Origin of the sequence: Brevibacterium permense, from assembly GCF_013280495.1 — a bacterium.
Lineage (GTDB): Bacteria > Actinomycetota > Actinomycetes > Actinomycetales > Brevibacteriaceae > Brevibacterium > Brevibacterium permense.
Window position 1 is genome coordinate 253,749 of record NZ_JABSSX010000003.1, and the last position, 22,224, is coordinate 275,972.

The following is a 22,224-nucleotide window of genomic DNA, read 5'->3' on the forward strand; positions in this document are numbered from 1 at the left end:
AGGTAGTCGGAGTCGAGACCCAGACCGCGATGTGAGGCATACGATGTCGGAACCTGCTGAAGAACCCGTCCAGACCAGCGCGGGGGACGATGAGATCGTCCTCCGAGCGCAGGGACTGCGCAAGAGCTTCGGTCGCGGTGATACGGCAGTCGACGCTCTCGACGACATCAGCGTCGACTTCGAATCGGGACGCTTCACCGCCATCATGGGGCCCTCCGGGTCCGGAAAATCGACGTTCATGCATGTGCTTGCCGGGCTCGACCGTGTCGATTCGGGTTCGATCATCATGCGGGGCCAGGACATCACCCGTCTCAACGACCGGCAGCTGACTCAGCTGCGGCGTGACCGCGTGGGCTTCATCTTCCAGGCCTTCAACCTCGTCCCGACGCTGAGCGCTGAACAGAACATCGAACTGCCGGTCTCACTGGCCCGGAAGAAGATCGATCGCCAGTGGAAGGCCGAAGTGGTCGAACGCCTCGAACTCGGCGATCGTCTGCAGCATCGTCCGCACGAGCTCTCCGGCGGTCAGCAGCAGAGAGTCGCCGTGGCCCGGGCTCTGCTGACGCGGCCGGATGTCATCTTCGCCGACGAGCCCACAGGAAACCTCGACTCCCACGCCGGAGCGGAGGTCCTGTCCCTGCTCGGTCGGGCCACGACCCTGTACGGGCAGACGATCATCATGGTCACCCACGACCCCGTCGCGGCATCTCACGCCGGGCGGGTCGTCCTGCTCAAGGACGGGCGAGCCACGGGTGAAGTCCGTCAGCCGACGCGAGAGAGCGTGGTCACGGCGCTGAGTGAACTGAGTTCTCTGTGATCGCTGTCGCCCTCGCGCAGATTCGGATCCACTGGGCCCGATTCCTCGCAATCGGCCTCGGCATCGCATTGGCTTCCGGATTCGTCGCAACAACCCTGATCATCAACTCCTCGCTGCAGGACAGCCTCGAACACGCCGTCGGCCGATCTTTCGAGAACGCCGACCTCACCGTCGTCCCGGACCGAGACGTCTTCGTCGGGGGAGACGAGGCGTCTCCGCTGCTGCGCCCCTTGGCTGAAGTCGACGGGGTGGCCACCGCGTCGCTGTCGGCCCGCACAGTGACCACGGGCCGAGGATCCGCATTCTCCGAAAGCTCTTTTGCGCTGTCTCCGGTGCCTGCCGACGAACGGCTCGACACGTTCGAAATGGTCTCCGGTCAGCGACCAGAAGCAACGACGGACCTCGTGCTCGACACGCGCACGGCCAGCGATCTCAACCTCGGAGTCGGCGATGAGATTCGCTTCACCGTCGATGCGGTCCCGGTGGAGAGCGGAAACGATGACATGCCGATCTACCGGGGTTCGAGTCAGAGCAGCGTCACCTTCTCCGTCGTGGGCATCGCCGAAATGGGGCAGGATCCGGCCCTGCCCGGTGCCACTCGAGCGCTGACGACAGCATCGGGCTATCAGGAGTATTTCGCCCAGCAGGGCGATGTCATCGCCATTCAGATCGCCCTCGAGAGCGGCGCGGACCCAGAGGCTGTGCGTACACAGCTGCAGAGGGTCATCGACGGTTCGGAACTGAACGGCAGCCTCGAAGCGCTCTCCGTGGACGATGCCGTAAAAGCGAAGACCGACCGCCTCTCCGGCGGCAACGCCGTCGTGACCGGTCTCCTGCTCGTCTTCGCCGGAATCTCCGTCATCGTCGCCATCCTCGTCGTCTCCAACACCTTCTCGGTCATCGTCGCCGGACGCCGTCGGGAATTCGCTCTGCTGCGCTGCCTCGGCGCCACCCGCGTGCAGATGTACGGCTCGGTCGTGGCCGAAGGGCTCTTCGTCGGATTGCTCGGGTCGATCTTCGGTGTGCTCACCGGGGTCGTCGGCAGTCGCGGACTGATGGCTGTGGCGGTGCGCTACTGGCCGCAGGAGTTCCCCTACGACACTCTCACCGTTCCCGTCTCCGCCCTGGTCAGCGGTGTCGTCGTCGGTGCCCTGCTGACGATTGTGGCCACCATCCGACCGGCTCGCAGTGCCATCGCTGTGACGCCGCTCGAAGCACTCCAGCCCTTCGACGCTTCCATCTCGCCGAGCACCCGCGCTCGTCCACGGCACCTCGTGGGTTTCGGCTGCATCGGGCTGGGTGTGGTTCTCGTCATCGTCTCGGTCTATGCGGTGTCGGCCTCTCAGCTCTGGATCCTCGGCGGAGCGCTGGGTGGGGGACTCGTGGTCACGGGGCTGGTCATCAGCGCGGCGAAGATCATCCCGCCCGTCGTCGCGTGGACGGGGGAGGTGCTGTTCAGCCCTTGGGGCGTTCCCGGTCAGCTGGCGACCCTGAACACATTGCGCAATCCGCGTCGCACCGCGGCCACAGCCACGGCGCTCATCATCGGTGTGACCTTGGTGGCGACGATCCTCGTGGGCGGCATGTCGACGAAGGCGACGCTCAGCCACGGACTCGACCAGCGTTATCCCGTCGACATCTCCGTGCCGCTGTCGGGCCTCGTCGATGATGACCAACTCGAGGATGTGCGCGGGATCCGCGGCGTGTCCACCGCGGTCCTCGCCCACCGCGCCGAGGCGGTCGAAGACTTCAAGGGCTCCCGTCCCGAGATCTTCGTCATCGACCCGGACAGCGCCGAGACCGTACTCGGAGGCGCGGCCGCGAATATCGTGTCCGGACGGGTCACGGTCCCCGAAGACTATCCTTCACCGACAGTGCGGGTGAAAGGGCTCAACGAGATGAGCGTGCCCGTGCACAGGGACGGCCTCTCCAGCCTCGCTTTCTTCACCACCCCCGACGTCGGCAACGATCTCGGCATCTCGGCGACGACGACGGCCGTGCTCGTCCGCCTCGACGAGGATGTCGACGTCGACGAGATCACCCGCATCCGCCAGTCCGTGGCCGAGACGCTCGACGTCTCCAGCGACGAGGTCGGCGGCTCGGCCGTCGCCCGGGGGGCCTATTCCGAACTCATCGATGTCTTGCTCGCCGGGGCGGTGGCTCTGCTCTTCGTCTCTGTGGTCATCGCGCTCATCGGCGTCTCGAACACGGTCAGCCTCTCCGTCATCGAGCGCCGCCGGGAGAACGCGCTGATGCGGGCGCTGGGGCTGAGCATCGCGCAGCTGCGGACTCTTCTGGCGCTCGAGGCGGTGCTCATCTCATCGGTGGCTGCACTGCTGGGACTCGTGCTCGGCGGTGCCCTGGGCATCGTCGGCACACGGTTGGTCACCCACGACTACTCCACCGACCTCATCGTCGACTTCTCTGCCCCGTCCTTCCTCGGCATCCTCGGCGTGGCGGTCGTCGCCGGCATCCTCTCCGCTCTGGCACCGGCCAGGCGAGCGTCCCGACTCTCACCGGTCGAAGGTCTCAAACTCGACTTCTGATGGGCCCCGGCCACCGAACCGGACGTCGGTGTCTGATAGGAAAGAGCTCATGAACTCCGCGCGCATCCGCTTTCTGATCGTCCTCGGAATCGTCTTCGCTGCCTTCAATCTGCGCCCGGGAGTCACCGGGCTCTCGCCTCTGCTCGACACGATGGGCGAAGAGATCGACCTGAGCGCGGTGTTCCTGGCCGTCATCGGCATGCTGCCGCCGCTGCTCTACGGCATCAGCGGCTTCATCACCCCGCGGCTCTATGCCCGCTTCTCCGGACTCGGCCTGACCTTGGCCGCCATGGTGATGGTCATGATCGGACTGGGTGTCCGCGCGGTCATCGATTCGCCGTCGCTGTTCCTGGCGCTGAGCGTGTTGGCCCTGCTGGGAATGGGCATCGGCAACGTCATCCTCCCGCCCCTGGTGAAATCGTATTTCCCCGACAGAGTGGCCCTCATGTCGACCGTGCACGTCGGGCTCCTCCAGTTCGGGACATTCATTCCGCCGCTCGTGGCGGTTCCCCTCGCCTCCGGTGTCGGTTGGAGAGGCTCACTGCTCGTCTGGGCCGCTTTCGCGGCTCTGGGGGCGGCCGTGTGGATCGTCATCCGCATCGTCAGGCCCGCACCCGCCGCCGAGGTGGCCGTCGCCGTCGTCGGCGGCAGTGAGCTCTCGCGCCTTCTGCGCAGCCCACGGGCGTGGGCGCTGATGACGATGACGGGTCTGACGTCGTTCAACAACTTCATCCTCTTCACCTGGCTGCCGGGCCTGCTCACCCGCTCCGGGTTCGATGCTGCCTTCGGCGGGGCGATGCTCGCGCTGGTCACCGCCATCCCTCTCGTCCTCGGATTCGTCCTGCCGACGCTGGCTCAGAAGATGACCTCGGCCTATCCCATCGTCGTCGGCTTCTGCCTCAGCCTGGCCGTGGGGTACCTGGGTCTGTGGCTGCTGCCGACAGCGGCTCCCGTGCTGTGGACAGTGCTGCTGGGCATCGGCATCTCCACGTTCCCACTCGCACTGACACTCATCACCCTCCGGGCGCGAAACGCCGAGGCGGCGGCTTCCCTGTCCGGCTTCGTCCAGGGCGGCGGGTACCTGCTCGCAGCCACCGGCCCGCTGATCTTCGCCTTTCTCCTCCAGAGCTTCGACAGCATGTGGCCGGCATTCGTCGTGGTGCTCGCCTCGGTGGCCGTCAAATTCTTCGTCAGCCACGCCGCCTGCCGACCCGGCGTCATCTGAGGCCCAGCGGGCATCCGTCTCGTCATGAGAGCGAAGATGACATCGGATTCGTCCCCGTCGTCCGGGCCCGAGTACTCTGTTCGAGTGACCCCGGAAGACTTGCAGACTGCACTCGCGCGCGCCTTGGCGACGGCCGAGGCGGGCCTCGTCGAACCGGGGTTCGCCATGCAGATCGACGTCCTGGCTCCGAACCGTTCCGAACTCGGTGACTGGACAACGCCCGTGGCGCTGCGCGCCGCCGCTGCACCCGAGCAGCGGACCGAGCTCGCCGCACATCTGTGCACCGAACTGTGTGCCCTCCCCGAGGTGGCGGATGCCGTCATCGCCGGGCCCGGCTTCGTCAACGTGACCCTCACTCCCGCTGGCAGAGCACATGTGCTCAGCGACATCATCACCGCAGCGGGGGAGACCGATTCGATCGAGGGAGCGGAACAGGACGGGTCGCCTCTGCGCACGCTGCTCGCCGCTGCGGACCGGGAATCGGCACAGGCGCCTGTCGCCGGCGACCACGACCGTGACGTCGACCCGGTCGCGGTGAACAGCCTGCAGCGCGGCCATGCCGCCGCCTGCCGGGAGCAGCGGCGGGCGCACCGGGCGGGAATCCCGTCCGAGGCCGTCGACACGGCGAGACTCGAGGATCCGAGTGAGACGCGAATGCTCAACGCCGTGGCGGGACTGCCGTCAGCGCTGGAACGCTCGCGCCGCCTCGGCGAGAACGATCTGTTCGTCAACGCTCTCCTCGACCTCGCCGATGCCGTCGAGGACTGGATCCGCCGCTGTCCGGTCACTCCGACGGTCGATGAGGACATCACCGTCACCCATGCCTCCCGGCTCTTCGCTCTGAGAGCCGTCATCATCGTCCTCGCCGCAGGACTACGACACTTGGGCGCTTCGGCCCCGGAGAGGATCTGATGCCCGCACATATCGCAGGGACCCTGCACGCGACACCGGCCCCGGTGTGGCTGCCCTATCCCGATGACGTCAATGCGCTGCTGCCGAGTCTGTGGTCGGACAACGTCACGAAGACCGACGACGGTGTGCTCACGATCGCCGGTCATTCCGTGACGGACCTGGCCGAACGCTACGGAACCCCCACTCTCGTCATGGACGTCGCTGACTTCCGCAGCCGTGCCGAGGCCTACCTGAGCACGTTCTCCAACGCCTTCTCCGTGGAGAAGGGACTGGCCGGCGCCGATGTGTTCTACGCCGGGAAGGCATTCCTGTGCACAGCTGTGGCCCGCTGGGTGCATAAGGCCGGGCTGGGCCTCGACACCTGCTCCCTGGGCGAGATGATGATCGCCCGCGCCGCCGGTGTCCCCGGCGACCGCGTCGGGCTGCACGGAAACAGCAAATCGGCGGCGGAGCTCGAATACGCCCTCGACTACGGCGTGGCCAGGATCTTCGTCGACAGCCTCGATGAGGTCGCACGTCTGGAATCCATCGCTGCGGCCAGGGGAACGGTCGCCCCGGTCATGCTGCGAGTCACGGTCGGCGTCGAAGCGCACACCCACGACTTCATCGCCACGGCTCACGAAGACCAGAAGTTCGGGCTCTCTCTCGCCGACGGCACCGCCGCCCGGGCCGCTCGTCTGGTCGCCGAATCCGAACATCTGCGTCTCGACGGTCTCCACTCCCACATCGGTTCGCAGATCTTCGACATCTCCGGATTCCAGGTCGCCGCCGCCCGCGTACTCGCCTTCCGAGCCGAGATCATGGGCGAACACGGCATCGACCTGCCCGATGTCGACCTCGGCGGCGGCTTCGGCATCCGCTACACCTCCCAGGACACACCGATCCCGGTCGCGGAGATGGCTGCAGAGCTCGCTGCCGTCGTGGCCAAGGAATGCCGGGGCCTGGGCACGAGCGTCCCCAGGATCTCCATCGAACCCGGTCGCGCCATCGTCTCCCCGGCGGTGTTCACTCTCTACGAGGTCGGCACCGTCAAACAGGTGAGCACGGACAGCGGAACTCGCACGTATGTCGCTGTCAACGGGGGAATGAGCGACAACATCCGCACGGCACTCTACGATGCGGACTATTCGTGCACCCTGGCCAACCGGAACTCGAACGCCGAGCCTGCGATCGTGCGGGTCGTCGGCAAGCACTGCGAATCCGGTGACATCATCGTCCGCGACGAATACATGGGGGCAGACGTCACCGCAGGCGACCTCGTCGCGGTCCCCACCACCGGGGCGTACTGCCGCTCGCTGGCCAACAACTACAACCATCTGCCCCGGCCGGGCGTGCTGGCGGTCGAGGCCGATAGAGTTGAGTGGATCGTGACCCCCGAAGACCACACGCAGATGTTCGCCACGGACCCGGGAATGGCCGGGGGAGAGGCGTCGAACTGATGAGCGTGAGAGACAAGTGCGGAAAAGGTGAGGAAATGCAGGCACTGAAGGTTGCCATGCTCGGATGCGGAGTCGTCGGCACGGAGGTCGCCGCCCGAATCCAGGATCGCGCGGAGGGCCTGGCCGAGCGCATCGGCGCTCCGCTGGAGCTGAGCGCCATCGTCGTCCGCGATGCATCGAAGGCCCGTGCGGGAATCGACGAGAAGCTGCTGACGACCGACGCCGAGGCGGCCATCGCCGGAGCCGATATCGTCGTCGAGCTGATGGGCGGAATCGAACCCGCCCGCTCGCTCATCACCGCAGCGCTGCGCCAGGGGTCATCGGTCGTGACCGCGAACAAGGCTCTGCTGGCCGCCAGCTACGGCGAGCTCATGTCCGCTGCCGACGCCGCTGGTGTGCGTCTCGAACACGAAGCGGCGGTGGCAGGGGCCATCCCGATCATCCGACCCGTCGGCGATTCGCTGGCCGGCGACCGGATCGAACGCATCATGGGCATCGTCAACGGCACGACGAACTACATCCTCGATCAGATGGACTCCGAGGGCTGGGATTTCGACCAGGCGCTCACCGCCGCCCAAGGGCTCGGATACGCAGAGGCCGATCCGACCGCTGACATCGGCGGACACGATGCGGCGGCGAAGGCTGCGATCCTGTCCTCTCTGGCATTCCACGCCCCCGTGTCGATCGATGACGTCCACGTCGAAGGCATCGAAGGCGTCACCGCCGAGATGGTCGAGACCGCCCGGGACCAGGGCTTCGTCATCAAACTCCTCGCCGTGTGCGAACGTGTGGCCTCATCACCGGCGGGTGCCGGACTCTCGGCGCGCGTCTATCCGGCGCTTCTCGACCGAGGACACGCACTGGCATCCGTCCGCGGTGCCTTCAACGCCGTGTTCATCGAGGCCGAAGCCGCCGGCGAGCTGATGTTCTACGGACAGGGCGCCGGGGGAGCACCGACCGCATCCGCGGTGCTCGGTGACCTCGTGTCCGTGGCCAGGCGCAAGGTGCTCGGCGGACGCGGACAGTACGAACGCCCCTTCCACGAGGACTACCCGATCCTGCCGATCTCGGCGATTACGACCAGGTACCACATCACCCTCGACGTGGTCGACCGTCCCGGTGTGCTCGCCGCGGTCTCCGAGGTCTTCGCCGATGAAGGGGCATCCATCGAACTGATGCGACAGACGATCGGGGACATCGACGACAACGGCGTCCAGCACGCGAAGCTCGTGCTGGCCACCCACTCGAACACCGACTCGACTCTGCAGAAGACGGTCGATCGACTCGTCGATCTGCCTGTCGTCCACACCGTCAAATCCGTGATCCGCGTAGAAGGACAGTGACTATGAACTACCCCAGACACCAGTGGCAGGGCGTCGTCGAGGAATACCGCAGCCTGCTCGACATCTCCGCTGACACTCCTGCCGTCACACTCGGTGAAGGCGGGACCCCGCTGATCAGGGCGGAGAAGCTCAGCTCACGCACCGGTGCCCAGGTGTGGGTGAAGTACGAGGGCCTCAATCCGACTGCGTCGTTCAAAGACCGCGGTATGACGATGGCGATCACCAAGGCTGTGGCCCATGGTGCCAAAGCCGTCATCTGCGCCTCGACGGGCAATACCTCGGCCTCTGCCGCCGCCTATGCCACGAAGGCCGGGCTGACCTGCGCTGTGCTCGTGCCCACCGGCAAGATCGCGCCGGGGAAGATGAGCCAGGCCATCGCCCACGGAGCGACCCTGCTCGAAGTCGACGGGAACTTCGACGACTGCCTGACGCTGTGCCGCAAGCTCTCGGAGTCCTACCCGGTCCACCTCGTCAACTCGGTCAATCCCGATCGCATCGAAGGTCAGAAGACCGCGGCCTTCGAAATCGTCGACGTCCTCGGCGACGCTCCCGACATCCATGTTCTGCCTGTCGGCAACGCCGGCAACATCACGGCGTACTGGAAGGGCTACAAGGAATACCGCGAACACGGGATCTCCAAGCAGCTGCCGCAGATGTGGGGCTTCCAGGCCGCCGGTGCCGCACCGCTGGTGCTCGGTCACCCCGTCGACGAACCGGACACGGTGGCGACCGCCATCCGCATCGGCAACCCCGCCAGCTGGACGCAGGCCGAAGCGGCGCGTGACGACTCGGGCGGTCTCATCGATTCGGTCACCGACGACGAGATCCTCGCCGCCCACAAGATCCTGTCCAGCGAAGAGGGCATCTTCGTCGAACCCGGTTCGGCCGCCTCGGTGGCGGGTCTGCTGAAGATGGCCGACGCCGGTCGGGTCCCTGCCGATGCGACGATCGCGGCCACTGTGACCGGTCACGGACTCAAGGACCCCAGCTGGGCACTGCACACCGCCGACGGGTCCGATATCGAGACCAAGCGGGTCTCCGTCGACGCCGTCAGCGCCGCACGCGCCCTGGGACTCGAGGACAGCTGAGGGTGCGCGTCCGACTCGAGGTCCCGGCCACCTCGGCGAATCTGGGACCCGGCTACGACTCGTACGGGCTGGCCCTCGACATCGTCGACACCCTCAGCCTCACCGTCCACGACGCAGCGGTCGACCCTCACCGCTGCGTCGAGGTCACGGGGGAGGGCGCCGAGGTGCTGCCCCGGGACGGCTCGCACCTGATCATGCGCATCATCGGTGAGGTGCTCGACTCGGAGTTTCCCGCCGTCGCGGCGGAGTTGAGGCCGCGTCTGTCGCTGGAGTGCGACAACCGGATTCCCCATTCCCGCGGACTGGGCTCCTCGGCCGCGGCCGTCGTGGCCGGCATCGGCCTCGCAGCGGAGCTCGGAGCCTGGTCGACCGGAGTCGAGCTGAGCCGGGACCGGATCCTCGAGATCGCCACCGCCGTCGAGGGGCATCCGGACAATGCCGCCCCCGCGATCTTCGGCGGACTCACCGTCTCTCTGTCGGAGCCCGTGAAGTCGTGGCAGGTGCCAGTGCGCACCATCGAGGCGGTCACCGTGCTCGTGCCCTCGTTCCGCCTTGACACCGAGGTCGCCCGTGGGCTCATTCCCGCCGGCATCGATCACGCGATCGCGGCCGACAATTCGGCTCGGGCAGGCCTGCTCGTCCACGGGATGAGCAATGACTCCCAGGTGCTGTACGAAGCCACCCGCGACCAGCTCCATCAGGAATTCCGCCGCGGCGCCTATCCGGAGTCGATGGCGCTGGTCGACGCACTGCGCGCCGATGGTCTCCCGGCCGTCGTCTCCGGCGCCGGACCGACGGTGCTCGTCCTCGCCGAGGCGGTTCCCGACGCCCTCGTGGCAGAAGGCTTCGTCGCTCAGCGAACCGCGATTGACCTCGGTGGTTACCGGGTGAGCCGAGAAATCTGAGGAAACGATTCGCCAGATCGTCTCCGAACAAGTAGACTGTGGGTGTTCCGACAGGGCACGGCTTCCCGCTGTTCTACACAGGTCCGTCGCCGATGTCATACATTCTGGAACATCTCCTGCTCATTCTTTAGCAGGTTTTCTTTCACAACGCACCGTCAATGGTGTTTCCGTCGCCGTGAGCAAACGGCACATGCCGCACGGCCGAAAGAGGGAGAAGGACCTTCGTGTCTGAAACCACCACTCAGGATTCCACCCCGCGCACAGGCAGCCTCACAGCGCTGCGGCTGCCTCAGCTCCAAGAAATGGCTGCCGGGCTGGGAATCAAGGGTTACCGTCGCCTTCGCAAGAGCGAACTGATCGACGCCATCAACAGCCACTCGGGCGGATCCGCTGAGAAGAAGTCCGCCCCCAGCGAGAAGAAGTCCGCCGCAGAACCGGCCGCCAAGACCGAGAAGCCCGCGGAGAAGCAGGACGAGAAGAAGCCGGAGTCGACGAACCGTCGCTCCTCGCGTCGCTCTGCCGCTTCCGCGTCCGAGGACGCTCCGGCACTCATCATCGAACCGAACTCCGAGGCCTCGTCGTCTTCGACGGCGAACGAGACCGGTGCGGATCGATCGGGAGGAGCACCCTCCGAGGAGAACAGCGGCGACCAGGATCGTCAGCGCTCTCGCCGCAGCCGTTCTCGCTCCCGGGGCTCCGAGTCCCAGACCGAGGGCCGCAACGGCAGCGGTGAGGAAGCAGCCGACCGCGGCGGCCAGGATCGCTCCGGCGACCAGGACCGCTCCGACCGAGACCACCGCGGCGGGCGCGACAACGACCGTCGCAGCCGGAACAACGACCGCTCCGACGACAACCGAGGCGGCAATGACCGCGGCAACAACGACCGGGACGGCGGCAACGATCGCGGCCACCGCAACGACCGGGGCGGCAACAACGATCGCAACGATCGTCGCAACCGCGGCAACGACGATGACGATCGCGGCAACAACCGCCGCGGACGGGGTCGTGACCGGAAGCGCCGCGGCCGCGGCAACGACGAGCCGGACATCCGCAACGACGATGTGCTCATCCCCGTCGGCGGCATCCTCGATGTCCACGACAACTACGCCTTCCTCCGCACCTCCGGCTACCTGCCGGGACCGAACGACGTCTATCTTTCGGCATCCATGGTGCGCAAGAACGGTCTGCGCAAGGGCGACGCTGTCGCCGGTGCGATCCGTCAGCCGCGTGAGAACGAACAGCGGAACAACAAGCGCGAGAAGTTCGATGCTCTCGTCCGCCTCGATTCCGTCAACGGGCTCACCGTCGACGATGCCCGCAGCCGTGTCGAGTTCTCCAAGCTGACTCCGCTCTACCCTCAGGATCGTCTGCGCCTCGAGACCACCTCGAAGCTGCACTCGACTCGTCTCATCGATCTCATCACCCCCATCGGCAAGGGCCAGCGTGGACTCATCGTCGCGCCTCCGAAGGCCGGCAAGACGACGATCATGCAGCAGATCGCCAACGCGATCACGGAGAACAACCCCGAAGCGCACCTCATGGTCGTCCTCGTCGACGAACGTCCCGAGGAAGTCACGGACATGCAGCGTGCGGTCAAGGGCGAGGTCATCGCCTCGACCTTCGACCGTCCGGCCGACGACCACACCACGATCGCCGAACTCGCCATCGAACGCGCCAAGCGTCTCGTCGAGATGGGTTCTGATGTCGTCGTGCTGCTTGACAACATCACACGCCTGGGACGTGCCTACAACATCGCCCAGCCGGCATCCGGACGGATCCTCTCCGGCGGTGTCGACGCCAATGCGCTCTACCCGCCGAAGAAATTCTTCGGTGCTGCACGCAATATCGAAGGCGGCGGCTCGCTGACCATCCTCGCCACCGCTCTCGTCGAGACCGGCTCCAAGATGGACGAAGTCATCTTCGAGGAGTTCAAGGGCACCGGCAATATGGAGCTGCGTCTGAGCCGTCAGCTTGCCGACAAGCGCATCTTCCCGGCCATCGACGTCAACTCCTCGAGCACCCGCCGCGAAGAGATGCTCATGACCCAGGAAGAGACGAAGGTCATGTGGCAGCTGCGCAGACTGCTCTCGGGACTCGAGCAGCAGCAGGCAGTCGAACTGCTCATGTCGAAGCTCAAGGAGACCGGCTCGAACGTCGAGTTCCTCATGCAGGTGCAGAAGACGACCCCACTGCCGAAGTCGTCGACCGACAACAGCTGAGATGGTCGACGACACCCTCACGGCCAGCGTCAGTGCACTGCTCGATGAGCACGCCCGGGTGCAGGAGGAACTCTCCGACCCCGCGGTCCACGCTGACGCCGGCCGGGCCAAGAAGCTGACCAGACGGTACGCGGAACTCGACAAGGTCGCCGCGGCCGCCCGTCACTTCGCCCAACTCGAAGCCGACCACGCAGCCGCCGTGGAACTGGCCGAGGACGACGCCGATTTCGCCGCCGAGGCCAAGCGTCTGTCCGCAGAGATGGACACGGCCGAGGGTGAGCTCAAGGATCTCCTGGTACCCAGCGACCCGGATGACTCCCGAGACGCCATCATCGAGATCAAAGCCGGCGAAGGCGGGGATGAATCCGCGCTGTTCGCCGGTGACCTGCTGCGGATGTACCAGCGGTGGATCGACTCGCGCGGCTGGTCGAGCCAGATCCTCGACGCCACGCATTCGGATCTCGGCGGATACAAGGACGTCACCCTGGCCGTCAAGGCGAAGAACGACGGCGCCTACGGCTGGGTGAAGTACGAAGGCGGAGTGCACCGTGTTCAAAGGGTGCCGGTCACCGAATCGCAGGGACGCATCCACACCTCGGCAGCCGGTGTGCTCGTCTTCCCCGAGGTCGATGAACCCGAAGAGATCCAGTTGGACGAACACGATCTGCGCATCGACGTCTACCGCTCGTCCGGACCCGGCGGCCAGTCAGTGAACACCACGGACTCCGCTGTGCGCATCACGCACCTGCCGACCGGAATCACAGCGAGCTGCCAGAACGAGAAGTCCCAGCTGCAGAACAAAGACGCAGCGATGCGCATGCTCCGTGCTCGGATCCTGGCCAAACAGGCCGAAGAGGCCGCAGCGGAAGCCGCCGACATCCGTCGTTCGCAGGTGCGCACCGTCGATCGCTCGGAACGCATCCGCACCTACAATTTTCCGGAGAACCGGATCACCGATCACCGCACCGGATACAAGGCCTACAATCTCGATCAGGTGCTCGCTGGAGACCTCGATCCGGTCATCGGATCCTGCCGGGACGCCGACAAGGCCGCACGCCTCGACGCACTGGGGGACTGACCTGGACACCGTCAGGCCGACTCTCGTCTCCGACCTCCTTCGCGGGGCGACCACGCTCTTCACAGAAGCAGGCATAGCGAGTCCCGAAGCCGATGCGCTCGAACTGCTCGCCCACGCATGGTCGATCGACAGGGCAGCTCTGAGCCGCCGCCGTCTCTTCGACGAACCCGTGCCGGAGTCGGTGAGCGCTCGATTCGCCGAACTCTGTGACCAGCGGCGGCGGCGGACACCGCTGCAGCATCTCACCGGCATCGCCCACTTCCGGCATCTGCAGCTGCAGGTGGGCCCCGGAGTCTTCGTGCCCCGTCCGGAGACGGAGCTGCTCGCCGGAGCCGTTCTGACCGAACTGTCCGAACTGTCCGAACTCGCCGACACTGACTCGACGACGAAGAACGACAAGGCTCGGCGTCCCTTCGTCATCGACCTGTGTTCCGGTTCGGGAGCGATCTCCCTCTCCGTTGCCACCGAATTCGACCGCGTCGACGTCCTCGGCGTCGAACGCGAATCCGCGGCCCTAGAATGGTCGCTGAAGAACCTCGAGCAGTGCCGCCTCGGCGAGTCGACGGTCGAGTTCATCTCCGAGGATGCGACGACGATCGCGAAGGCTCGGCCCGACCTGTGCGGGCGTGCCGACATCGTGGTGACGAACCCGCCCTATGTTCCCGATTCCGCCGTGCCGCGGGACCCGGAGGTCGCCGAACACGATCCCGCGGCCGCGCTCTACGGCGGGGATTCAGGCTTGGAGATTCCGGGACTCATCATCAGTCAAGCCGAGCAGCTGCTGCGGCCAGGCGGACTTTTCCTGATGGAACACAGTGAGGAACAGGGCGAAGGGGCACGGGAACTGCTGGCGGCCACGGCCAGTCTGAGGCACGCCGCCACATTCCAGGACTACACTGGACGCGACCGCTATACGGCGGCACGCCGTGAGGCGTAGGGGATCTCGGAGACGAATTCCCCCGTGTACGGCCCAGTACCGAGACCACACCGAACATTTGAAACGGAGAACTCGTGTCGAGACGATTCGACGTCAGCCAAGAAGAGATCCGTGAACTCGTCTTCGACGAGTGCGCGCGAGTCGTCGACACAGGCAACCTGCTCGTCATCCCCACCGATACGGTCTACGGGATCGCCGCCGATGCCTTCAGCGCATCGGCCGTTGCGGCTCTGCTCGCGGCCAAGGGCCGGGGACGGGACATGCCGCCTCCGGTTCTCGTTCCACGCGCGGAGACCATCTTCGGTCTCGTCGACGGGGTCGACGAGGCCGTGCTGGCGCTGACCGCGAAGTTCTGGCCCGGACCGCTGACGATCATCGCGAACGCTCAGCCCTCCCTCGACTGGGACCTCGGTGATACCCACGGCACCGTGGCCGTGCGCATGCCCGACGACGAGTCGGCGCTGGCCCTGCTCGGCCGCACCGGGCCGCTGGCCGTGTCGAGTGCGAACATCTCCGGACAGCCCGCCGCCCGGACCGCCGACGAAGCGCAGGAGATGCTCGGCGACGATGTCGACATCTACGTCGACGGGGGAGTGCGGGAGTCGGGGATTTCTTCGACGATCATCGACCTCAGCGGCGACGTGCCCCGCATCCTGCGCCGCGGCCCGATCACCGCCGATGACCTGCGCGAGATCGTCCCCGAACTCGTCGACCTGGACGGCTGAGTGCGCGCCTACCTCTTCATCCTCGTCGTCTCCGCCCTCGTGGCGTACCTGCTGACTCCAATGGTCAAGCGGGTGGCCGAACGAGGAAAGATCTTCTCACCGCTGCGTGACCGCGATGTCCATTCCATTCCGACGCCGAGGCTGGGCGGAGTCGCGATGTTCGGCGGGCTTCTGGCCGGCCTCATCTTCGCCTCCCAGATGCCCTTCCTCAATCGGATCTTCGTCGAATTGGGTCCGATCATCGGAATCGCCGGAGCCGCCGGCCTGCTGTGTCTGCTCGGAGTCATCGACGACATCTGGGACCTGCACTGGATGGCGAAGCTCGCCGGCCAGGCTCTCGCCGCAGGTTTCATGGCGATCAAGGGCGTGGCGCTGCTGTCGATTCCCTTCGGCGGAGTCATCATCGGCTCCCCGCGGATGTCGATCATCGTCACGGTCCTCGTCGTCCTCGTGACCATCAACGCGGTGAACTTCGTCGACGGCCTCGACGGTCTCGCCGCGGGCGTCGTCGCCATCGGCGGCAGCGCCTTCTTCATCTACTCCTACTGGCTCGCTCGTGACGCTTCACCGGAGTCGTATGCGAACCTCGCCTCGCTCATCATTGCGATCCTCGTCGGCGCCTGCCTCGGTTTCCTCCCGCACAATTTCAATCCGGCGAGGATCTTCATGGGCGACTCCGGGTCGATGCTCATCGGCCTGCTGCTCGCCGCCTCGACGATCAGGGTCACCGGCCAGGTCGACCCGGCGCTGATCGGCCAAGAGCGAGCGTTCGCCACATTCATGCCGATCATCCTGCCTGTGGCCGTGATGTTCCTGCCGCTGCTCGACCTCGGACTGGCCGTGGTGCGCAGGCTGCGTGCCGGACAGTCTCCGTTCTCCGCCGATGCCAAACATCTCCACCACCGGATGCTGCGTCTGGGGCATTCCCATGCGCGTGCGGTGCTCATCCTCTACACCTGGACGGCGCTCATCGCCTTCGGATCGGTGCTGCTCCTGTTCAAGGGCTGGCTGTTCTCGGCCTGCGTCATCGGCGGCCTCGCTGCCATCACCCTGATCTTCACCTTCTATCCCCTTCGCATGCGTCAGAAAGCCAGAGAGGAAATCTCGTGACCGACCCGACACCGCGCCGAGAGACCGAAGTCGAAGCAGCTTGGACCCGCGTCTGGAGGACGCTGCTCATCCGGGGCATCATCTTCGTCCTCGTCGTCGCGGTCCTCGGCATGGGCATCGGCTGGCTGGTCTCGGGGATGACTGGACTCGTCGGTGGGGCCGTCGGCGGAGGACTGGCCGCGGTCTTCATCATCATCACCCTCGTCGTCATGTACCTCGGACGGAACATGGGACTGACCGCAATCGCCGGGTTCCTCGGCATCGGATTCCTCTTCAAGGCCTTCATCTTTATGATCGTCATCTGGCGCATCAAGGATGCGGCCTGGCTCGACGGCACCGTCGCCTTTTTCACGATCGTCGTCGCGGTCATCGGCTCCTCGCTCGTCGAGGCGATCACCGTGGTCAAAGGGCGCGTGCCCTACGTCGATCCGGAAGCGCGATAGACGAGCAGAAGTTCTTTTGCGCACCCATCCGAGACACGTCATGGGGCGTCGCACCAGAGGAATGACGTGTCGTATAAAATCGTTGACAGAAATTGCACAGAGAAGCCTGATGAATTTGTCGGTCGCTCTCTACAGTTGGTAGAGTAGACCCGGTGCTTGGGCGGATCTTCGCCCTTTGTCGCTCCTGAACCTCAAGCCTCGCCATCAGCGCGGGGCCAAGGCCAGGCCATCAGGGCCCTTGACCATGGGAGAGTAGTAAAAACGTGGGAACACTCAACGCCGCGAACACAACAGTCAGTGCTGCAGAAGGCGGCTTCCACGCACCGTCGATGGCTGAATTCTTTCCAGCCTCGTTCCTGTTTGAGGGCACACCGTTCGAAATGAACCGCGTGATGCTCATCCGCATCATCGCCACCGTCGCTGTCGTTGTGCTGCTGGCTGTCTGGGCCAAGCGCATGAAGCTCATTCCGTCCCGCTTCCAGTCGAGCATGGAGCTCGCCATGGAATTCGTGACCGTCGGCATCGCCGAGGACACGATGGGCAAGGAGAAGGCCAAGAAGTTCATGCCGCTCATTGTGGCGATCTTCTTCGGCATCCTCTTCTGGAACGTCACGAAGCTCATCCCGTTCCTCAACATGCCGGGCACCGGTGTCATCGGCATGCCGATCGTGCTGACCCTCGTCGTCTATGTGACCTACCACTGGGCCGGCATCGCAGAGAAGGGCCTCGGCCGCTACCTCAAGGATTCGCTCATCCTGCCCGGCGTTCCGCCGGCCATGCACATTCTGCTCATCCCGATCGAGTTCATCACGAAGTTCGTCACCCAGCCGTTCACTCTGGCGATCCGACTCTTCGCGAACATGATGGTCGGCCACCTCCTGCTCGTCCTCTGCTTCTCCGCCACGAGCTTCTTCCTCTTCGACGCTGCGAACGGATTCCAGTTCTTCGGCATCGTCACCTTCGCCGGCGGCATGTTCGTCTTCATCCTGGAGATGCTCATCGTCGTGCTGCAGGCCTACATCTTCGCTCTTCTGTCGTGTGTGTACATCAATGCCGCGATCTCTGACGAACACTGAGATCGCGCCCCAAGAACCGTAACTCTCGAGTTGCACGGTCGGGCCAACCACCCGGCTTCATTATGAAAGGAAAAGCATCCTATGGATATGCTCGCCGAAGTGACAGGTAGCGTTTCGACCCTCGGCTACGGCCTTGCCGCCATCGGTCCCGGTATTGGTGTCGGAATCGTTATCGGCAAGACCATCGAGGGAACCGCTCGTCAGCCCGAAATGGCCGGCGCCCTGCGCGGAAACATGTTCCTCGGTATCGCTCTGATCGAGGCCCTGGCCCTCATCGGTATCGCCACCCCGTTCTTCCTTACTCAGTGAGGCAGTGAGACATGACTCCGGTAAACATCGTCGCCTCCGCGGAGAACCCGCTTCTCCCGGCGCTGTACGACATCGTCTGGAGTGCCGTCTGCCTGCTGATCGTCTTCCTGGTCGTCTGGAAGTACGTCCTCCCGGCTTTCAATAAGACTCTGGACGAGCGCGCCGAGCGCATCCAGGGTGGCATTGAGAAGGCTGAGAAGGTGCAGGCCGAAGCCGATCAGGCTCTGGCCGAATATCAGAAGCAGCTCGCCGACGGTCGTGCAGAGGCTGCACGACTCCGCGCCGAGGCTCAGGAAGAAGGCGCTCAGATTATCGCCGATACGAAGGCGCAGGCTCACTCCGAGGCTGACCGCATCATCACATCGGCTCAGAACCAGATCGACGCTGAACGCCAGGCCGCCATGGTGCAGCTGCGTTCGGAGGTCGGTTCGCTGGCCACGGATCTGGCTTCGCGCATCGTCGGCGAGTCCCTCACCGATGATCAGCGTTCGGCCAATGTGGTCGATCGCTTCATCTCCGATCTCGAGTCCGAATCGTCCGGCCAGCCGGTCAAGGGGGCGTGATGCTCCAGTCGAGCAGGTTGTCCCTGCAGGCCGTCCTGGAGACCGCGAACTCCGAGATCTCCGGGGGAGACCCCCGACAGATCGGTGAGGAGACTCTGGCGCTCGTCGGCGTCCTTGCCGAGAATGTCGGACTGCGCAAGGCTCTGGCAGACTCCTCCGAGTCGGCCGAGAGGAAGCAGCAGCTGCTGCGGACTCTGTTCTCGACTCGGATCACGGATGCGGTTCTGCGCATCAGCGACGAGGCCGTCGGCCGTCGCTGGGCGCGGACTCAGGACCTGGTCACCAGCCTGGAGGTCGCCGGAGTCACGGCGATCGCCGCGGCCGCTCAGAGCAGCGGCCAGCTCGGCCAGGTCGAAGAGGAGATCTTCCGCTTCGCGCGTCTGCTGGAATCCAACCACGAGCTGTCCCGGGCACTCGATTCTCAGGCTGACGCCGAGAGCAAACGCGCTCTCGTCTCCGACCTGCTGTCGGGCAAGGCTCAGCCTGACACCATCCGACTGGTCGAGCAGGCCGCACTGCACCCGCGCGGACTCCGCGTGGCGAAGGCTCTCGACCAGTACAGCGACATCCTCGCAGCCCGGCAGCAGCGCTCGGTTGCAGACGTCACCGTGGCCAACCCGCTGAGCGAGTCCCAGACCGAACGGCTGCAGGCAGCACTGTCGGCCAGCTACGGCCGTGAACTCGTCCTCAATGTCCAGGTCGATCCCGAGGTTATCGGGGGAGTCCGGGTGCAGGTCGGCGACGAGATGATGAACTCGACCGTGGCCGATCGACTGGCCGATGTGCAGCGCAAGCTCGCAGGTTGACACTAGTGGCCGGCTTCTCCGGCATCGGCGGCCCACCGGTCGTCGGACGCAAGATTTGAGAAAAGGAAGCAGGGAAACCAGATGGCGGAACTGACAATTCGCCCGGAAGAGATCCGGGACGCTCTCGGGAAGTTCGTTGACTCGTACAACCCCGAGAGCTCGGAAAAGGCCGAGGTCGGCAAGGTCGTCACCGCTGGTGACGGAATTGCCCACGTCTCGGGTCTGCCTGGCACCATGGCCAATGAGCTCCTGCGGTTCGAAGACGGAACCCTGGGCCTCGCACAGAACCTCGACGAGCGCGAAATCGGCGTCGTCATCCTCGGTGAGTTCTCCGGAATCGCCGAAGAGCAGAACGTGTACCGCACCGGCGAGGTCCTCTCCATCCCCGTCGGCGACGGCTACCTCGGCCGCGTCGTCGATCCGCTGGGTCGTCCCGTGGACGGACTCGGCGACATCGAGACCGTCGGCCGTCGTGAGCTCGAGCTCCAGGCCGCAGGTGTGATGGACCGCCAGGAGGTGCGCGAGCCCCTTCAGACCGGCTACAAGAGCATCGACGCGATGATCCCGGTCGGCCGTGGACAGCGTCAGCTGGTCATCGGCGACCGCAAGACCGGTAAGACCGCTCTGGCGATCGACACGATCATCAACCAGAAGGCCAACTGGGAGACCGGCGACCCGAAGAAGCAGGTCCGCTGTATCTACGTCGCCGTCGGCCAGAAGGGCTCGACCATCGCGGGTGTCCGCCGCTCGCTCGAAGAGGCCGGTGCTCTCGAATACACGACCATCGTGTCTTCACCCGCTTCCGATCCCGCCGGCTTCAAGTACCTGGCTCCCTACTCGGGTTCCGCCATCGGTCAGCACTGGATGTACGACGGCAAGCACGTCCTCATCGTGTTCGACGATCTGTCGAAGCAGGCCGAGGCCTACCGTGCGGTTTCGCTGCTGCTGCGTCGCCCGCCGGGCCGTGAAGCCTACCCGGGTGACGTCTTCTACCTGCACTCGCGTCTCCTCGAGCGCTGTGCGAAGCTCTCCGACGAGCTCGGCGGCGGTTCGATGACCGGTCTGCCCATCATTGAGACCAAGGCGAACGACGTCGGTGCCTTCATTCCGACCAACGTCATCTCGATCACGGACGGTCAGATCTTCCTGCAGTCGGATCTCTTCAACGCCGGTCAGCGCCCCGCTGTCGACGTCGGTGTGTCCGTGTCGCGAGTCGGTGGTGCCGCTCAGACGAAGGCTCTCAAGGGAGTCTCGGGCACGCTGAAGATCTCGCTGGCTCAGTATCGTTCACTCGAGGCGTTCGCGATGTTCGCCTCCGACCTCGACGATGCGACGAAGCGCGATCTGGCCCGTGGTGCACGCCTGACCGAGCTGCTCAAGCAGGGTCAGTACACGCCGATGCCGTTCGAGAAGCAGACTGTGTCGATCTTTGCCGGCACCAACGGCTACCTCGACGAGATCCCGGTCGAAGACGTGCTGCGCTTCGAGTCCGAGCTGCATGACCACATCGAACGCAAGACGGGCATCTTCACAACCATCCGTGAGACGCTCAAGCTCGATGACGACACCACTGCAGAGCTGAAGAACGTGCTCGACGAGTTCTCGCGCAACTTCGCCAGCTCTGACCACGGCGGATCGAAGGCCGGCAGCGAAGACACAGCCACCGCCTCCTCTGACGAGGTCGAGCAGGAGCAGATCGTTCGGCAGAAGCGTTGAACCTGTTCCGTAACGGCGAAAGGAAGAACTGATGGGAGCCCAGCAGAGGGTCTTCAAACAGAAGATCCGCTCGACTCAGTCCTTGAGGAAGATCTTCAAGGCGATGGAACTCATCGCTGCTTCGCGGATTCAGAAGGCCATTGCCCGCTCGCAGGCCGCCAGCCCGTACGCGAACGCCCTCACCCGGGCCGTGTCGGCGGTGGCCAGCGAGTCGAACGTCGACCACGTGCTCACCACCGAGTCGGACAACGTCAAGCGAGCCGCAGTGCTCGTGATCGGTCCGGACCGCGGCTTCGCCGGTGCCTACTCGGCGAACCTGCTGCGTGAGGCCGAGGAGCTCGTTCGGCTCCTGAAGGACGAAGGCAAGCAGGTGGAGCTCTTTACGGTCGGAGGCAAGGCCAAGAACTACTACACCTTCCGCGATCGCAAGATCGAGAAGTCTTGGACAGGAATCTCCGAGAATCCGACGGCTGAGGTCGCCCGAGAGATCGGCGCAGCTCTGTTGGAGAACTTCGATCCGGAGTCCGAGGACTCGGGTGTCGATGAGATCTACATCGTGTTCACGAAGTTCGTCTCCAGCGTCACACACGATCCGGAATACCGGAGACTGCTGCCGCTGGAGGTCGTCGACGCCGATGAGGCGACGACAGGCGGACAGTCCGCAGGTTCGACCGATGCGTCCGCGTTCCCTCTCTATGAGTTCGAACCGAGTGCAGAGGCTGTCCTCGACGCACTGCTGCCGCGGTACATCGATTCGCGCATCCTGTCGGCCCTGCTGAGCGCTTCGGCCTCGGAGCAGGCATCACGTCAGGCAGCGATGAAGACGGCCACGGACAACGCGGATGATCTCATCAAGACCTACACCCGGTTGGCCAATACGGCTCGCCAGGCGGAAATCACCCAGGAACTCACCGAGATCGTCGGTGGGGCGGATGCCCTCGCGGCATCGGCAGCCGGCGACTGACCG

20 protein-coding genes are annotated in these 22,224 nt (G+C 65.0%); all 20 read left to right on the forward strand.

The features are described 5' to 3' along the window. Positions 1-43 precede the first annotated feature (43 nt). The 20 genes from HK353_RS06160 (at position 44) to HK353_RS06255 (ending at position 22,221) form a co-directional block, all read left to right on the forward strand. The gene (locus HK353_RS06160) at positions 44-817 is read left to right on the forward strand and encodes an ABC transporter ATP-binding protein (protein WP_173153903.1); all 774 of its coding nucleotides are present in this window, start codon (positions 44-46) and stop codon (positions 815-817) included. Next, positions 814-3,363: an FtsX-like permease family protein gene (locus HK353_RS06165; RefSeq protein ID WP_173153906.1), complete on the forward strand. Its 2,550-nt coding sequence runs from the start codon at positions 814-816 to the stop codon at positions 3,361-3,363. The genes HK353_RS06160 and HK353_RS06165 overlap by 4 nt, the downstream gene beginning before the upstream one ends. 49 nt (positions 3,364-3,412) lie before the next feature. Then, positions 3,413-4,588: an MFS transporter gene (locus HK353_RS06170; protein ID WP_173153909.1), complete on the forward strand. Its 1,176-nt coding sequence runs from the start codon at positions 3,413-3,415 to the stop codon at positions 4,586-4,588. A gap of 84 nt (positions 4,589-4,672) precedes the next feature. After that, positions 4,673-5,500, forward strand: a complete 828-nt coding sequence (locus tag HK353_RS06175; RefSeq protein ID WP_173153913.1) for a DALR anticodon-binding domain-containing protein — start codon at positions 4,673-4,675, stop codon at positions 5,498-5,500. Continuing rightward, complete coding sequence (gene lysA / locus HK353_RS06180; RefSeq protein ID WP_173153916.1) at positions 5,500-6,939, forward strand: diaminopimelate decarboxylase; 1,440 nt, start codon at positions 5,500-5,502, stop codon at positions 6,937-6,939. The genes HK353_RS06175 and lysA overlap by 1 nt, the downstream gene beginning before the upstream one ends. A gap of 35 nt (positions 6,940-6,974) precedes the next feature. Continuing rightward, entirely contained in the window at positions 6,975-8,282 is a 1,308-nt protein-coding gene (locus tag HK353_RS06185) for a homoserine dehydrogenase (RefSeq protein ID WP_173153919.1), read from the forward strand. 2 nt (positions 8,283-8,284) lie between these two features. Further along, on the forward strand, positions 8,285-9,370 hold the full coding sequence (gene thrC / locus HK353_RS06190; protein WP_173153922.1) for a threonine synthase: 1,086 nt from the start codon (positions 8,285-8,287) through the stop codon (positions 9,368-9,370). A 2-nt stretch (positions 9,371-9,372) separates the two neighbouring features. Continuing rightward, positions 9,373-10,275 carry a homoserine kinase gene (thrB, locus tag HK353_RS06195; protein WP_342589830.1) on the forward strand — a complete coding sequence of 301 codons (903 nt, stop codon included), beginning with the start codon at positions 9,373-9,375 and terminating at the stop codon, positions 10,273-10,275. Positions 10,276-10,499: 224 nt separating this feature from the next. Further along, positions 10,500-12,494: a transcription termination factor Rho gene (gene rho, locus HK353_RS06200; RefSeq protein ID WP_173153925.1), complete on the forward strand. Its 1,995-nt coding sequence runs from the start codon at positions 10,500-10,502 to the stop codon at positions 12,492-12,494. 1 nt (position 12,495) lies between these two features. After that, the gene (gene prfA, locus HK353_RS06205) at positions 12,496-13,572 is read left to right on the forward strand and encodes a peptide chain release factor 1 (protein WP_173153928.1); all 1,077 of its coding nucleotides are present in this window, start codon (positions 12,496-12,498) and stop codon (positions 13,570-13,572) included. A gap of 1 nt (position 13,573) precedes the next feature. Beyond that, positions 13,574-14,509: a peptide chain release factor N(5)-glutamine methyltransferase gene (prmC, locus tag HK353_RS06210; RefSeq protein WP_173154423.1), complete on the forward strand. Its 936-nt coding sequence runs from the start codon at positions 13,574-13,576 to the stop codon at positions 14,507-14,509. Positions 14,510-14,583: 74 nt separating this feature from the next. Continuing rightward, positions 14,584-15,234 carry an L-threonylcarbamoyladenylate synthase gene (locus HK353_RS06215; RefSeq protein ID WP_173153931.1) on the forward strand — a complete coding sequence of 217 codons (651 nt, stop codon included), beginning with the start codon at positions 14,584-14,586 and terminating at the stop codon, positions 15,232-15,234. Beyond that, a complete protein-coding gene (locus HK353_RS06220; protein ID WP_139907914.1) occupies positions 15,235-16,344 on the forward strand; it encodes an MraY family glycosyltransferase in 1,110 nt (369 codons plus the stop codon). Continuing rightward, positions 16,341-16,787 (forward strand): Cg1360 family ATP-synthase-associated protein, encoded by a 447-nt coding sequence (locus HK353_RS06225; protein ID WP_173153934.1) that lies wholly within the window; start codon positions 16,341-16,343, stop codon positions 16,785-16,787. Before HK353_RS06220 ends, HK353_RS06225 begins: the two co-directional genes overlap by 4 nt. Positions 16,788-17,116: 329 nt before the next feature. Further along, entirely contained in the window at positions 17,117-17,863 is a 747-nt protein-coding gene (atpB, locus tag HK353_RS06230; RefSeq protein WP_039211199.1) for a F0F1 ATP synthase subunit A, read from the forward strand. 81 nt (positions 17,864-17,944) lie between these two features. Then, a complete protein-coding gene (gene atpE, locus HK353_RS06235) occupies positions 17,945-18,172 on the forward strand; it encodes a F0F1 ATP synthase subunit C (RefSeq protein ID WP_173153937.1) in 228 nt (75 codons plus the stop codon). Between the two features lie 11 nt (positions 18,173-18,183). Next, positions 18,184-18,735 carry a F0F1 ATP synthase subunit B gene (locus HK353_RS06240; RefSeq protein ID WP_173153940.1) on the forward strand — a complete coding sequence of 184 codons (552 nt, stop codon included), beginning with the start codon at positions 18,184-18,186 and terminating at the stop codon, positions 18,733-18,735. After that, the gene (locus HK353_RS06245; RefSeq protein ID WP_173153943.1) at positions 18,735-19,541 is read left to right on the forward strand and encodes a F0F1 ATP synthase subunit delta; all 807 of its coding nucleotides are present in this window, start codon (positions 18,735-18,737) and stop codon (positions 19,539-19,541) included. The genes HK353_RS06240 and HK353_RS06245 overlap by 1 nt, the downstream gene beginning before the upstream one ends. Positions 19,542-19,622: 81 nt before the next feature. Then, on the forward strand, positions 19,623-21,257 hold the full coding sequence (gene atpA / locus HK353_RS06250) for a F0F1 ATP synthase subunit alpha (protein ID WP_173153946.1): 1,635 nt from the start codon (positions 19,623-19,625) through the stop codon (positions 21,255-21,257). Positions 21,258-21,288: 31 nt separating this feature from the next. Then, a complete protein-coding gene (locus HK353_RS06255) occupies positions 21,289-22,221 on the forward strand; it encodes a F0F1 ATP synthase subunit gamma (RefSeq protein ID WP_173153949.1) in 933 nt (310 codons plus the stop codon). Positions 22,222-22,224 lie beyond the last annotated feature (3 nt).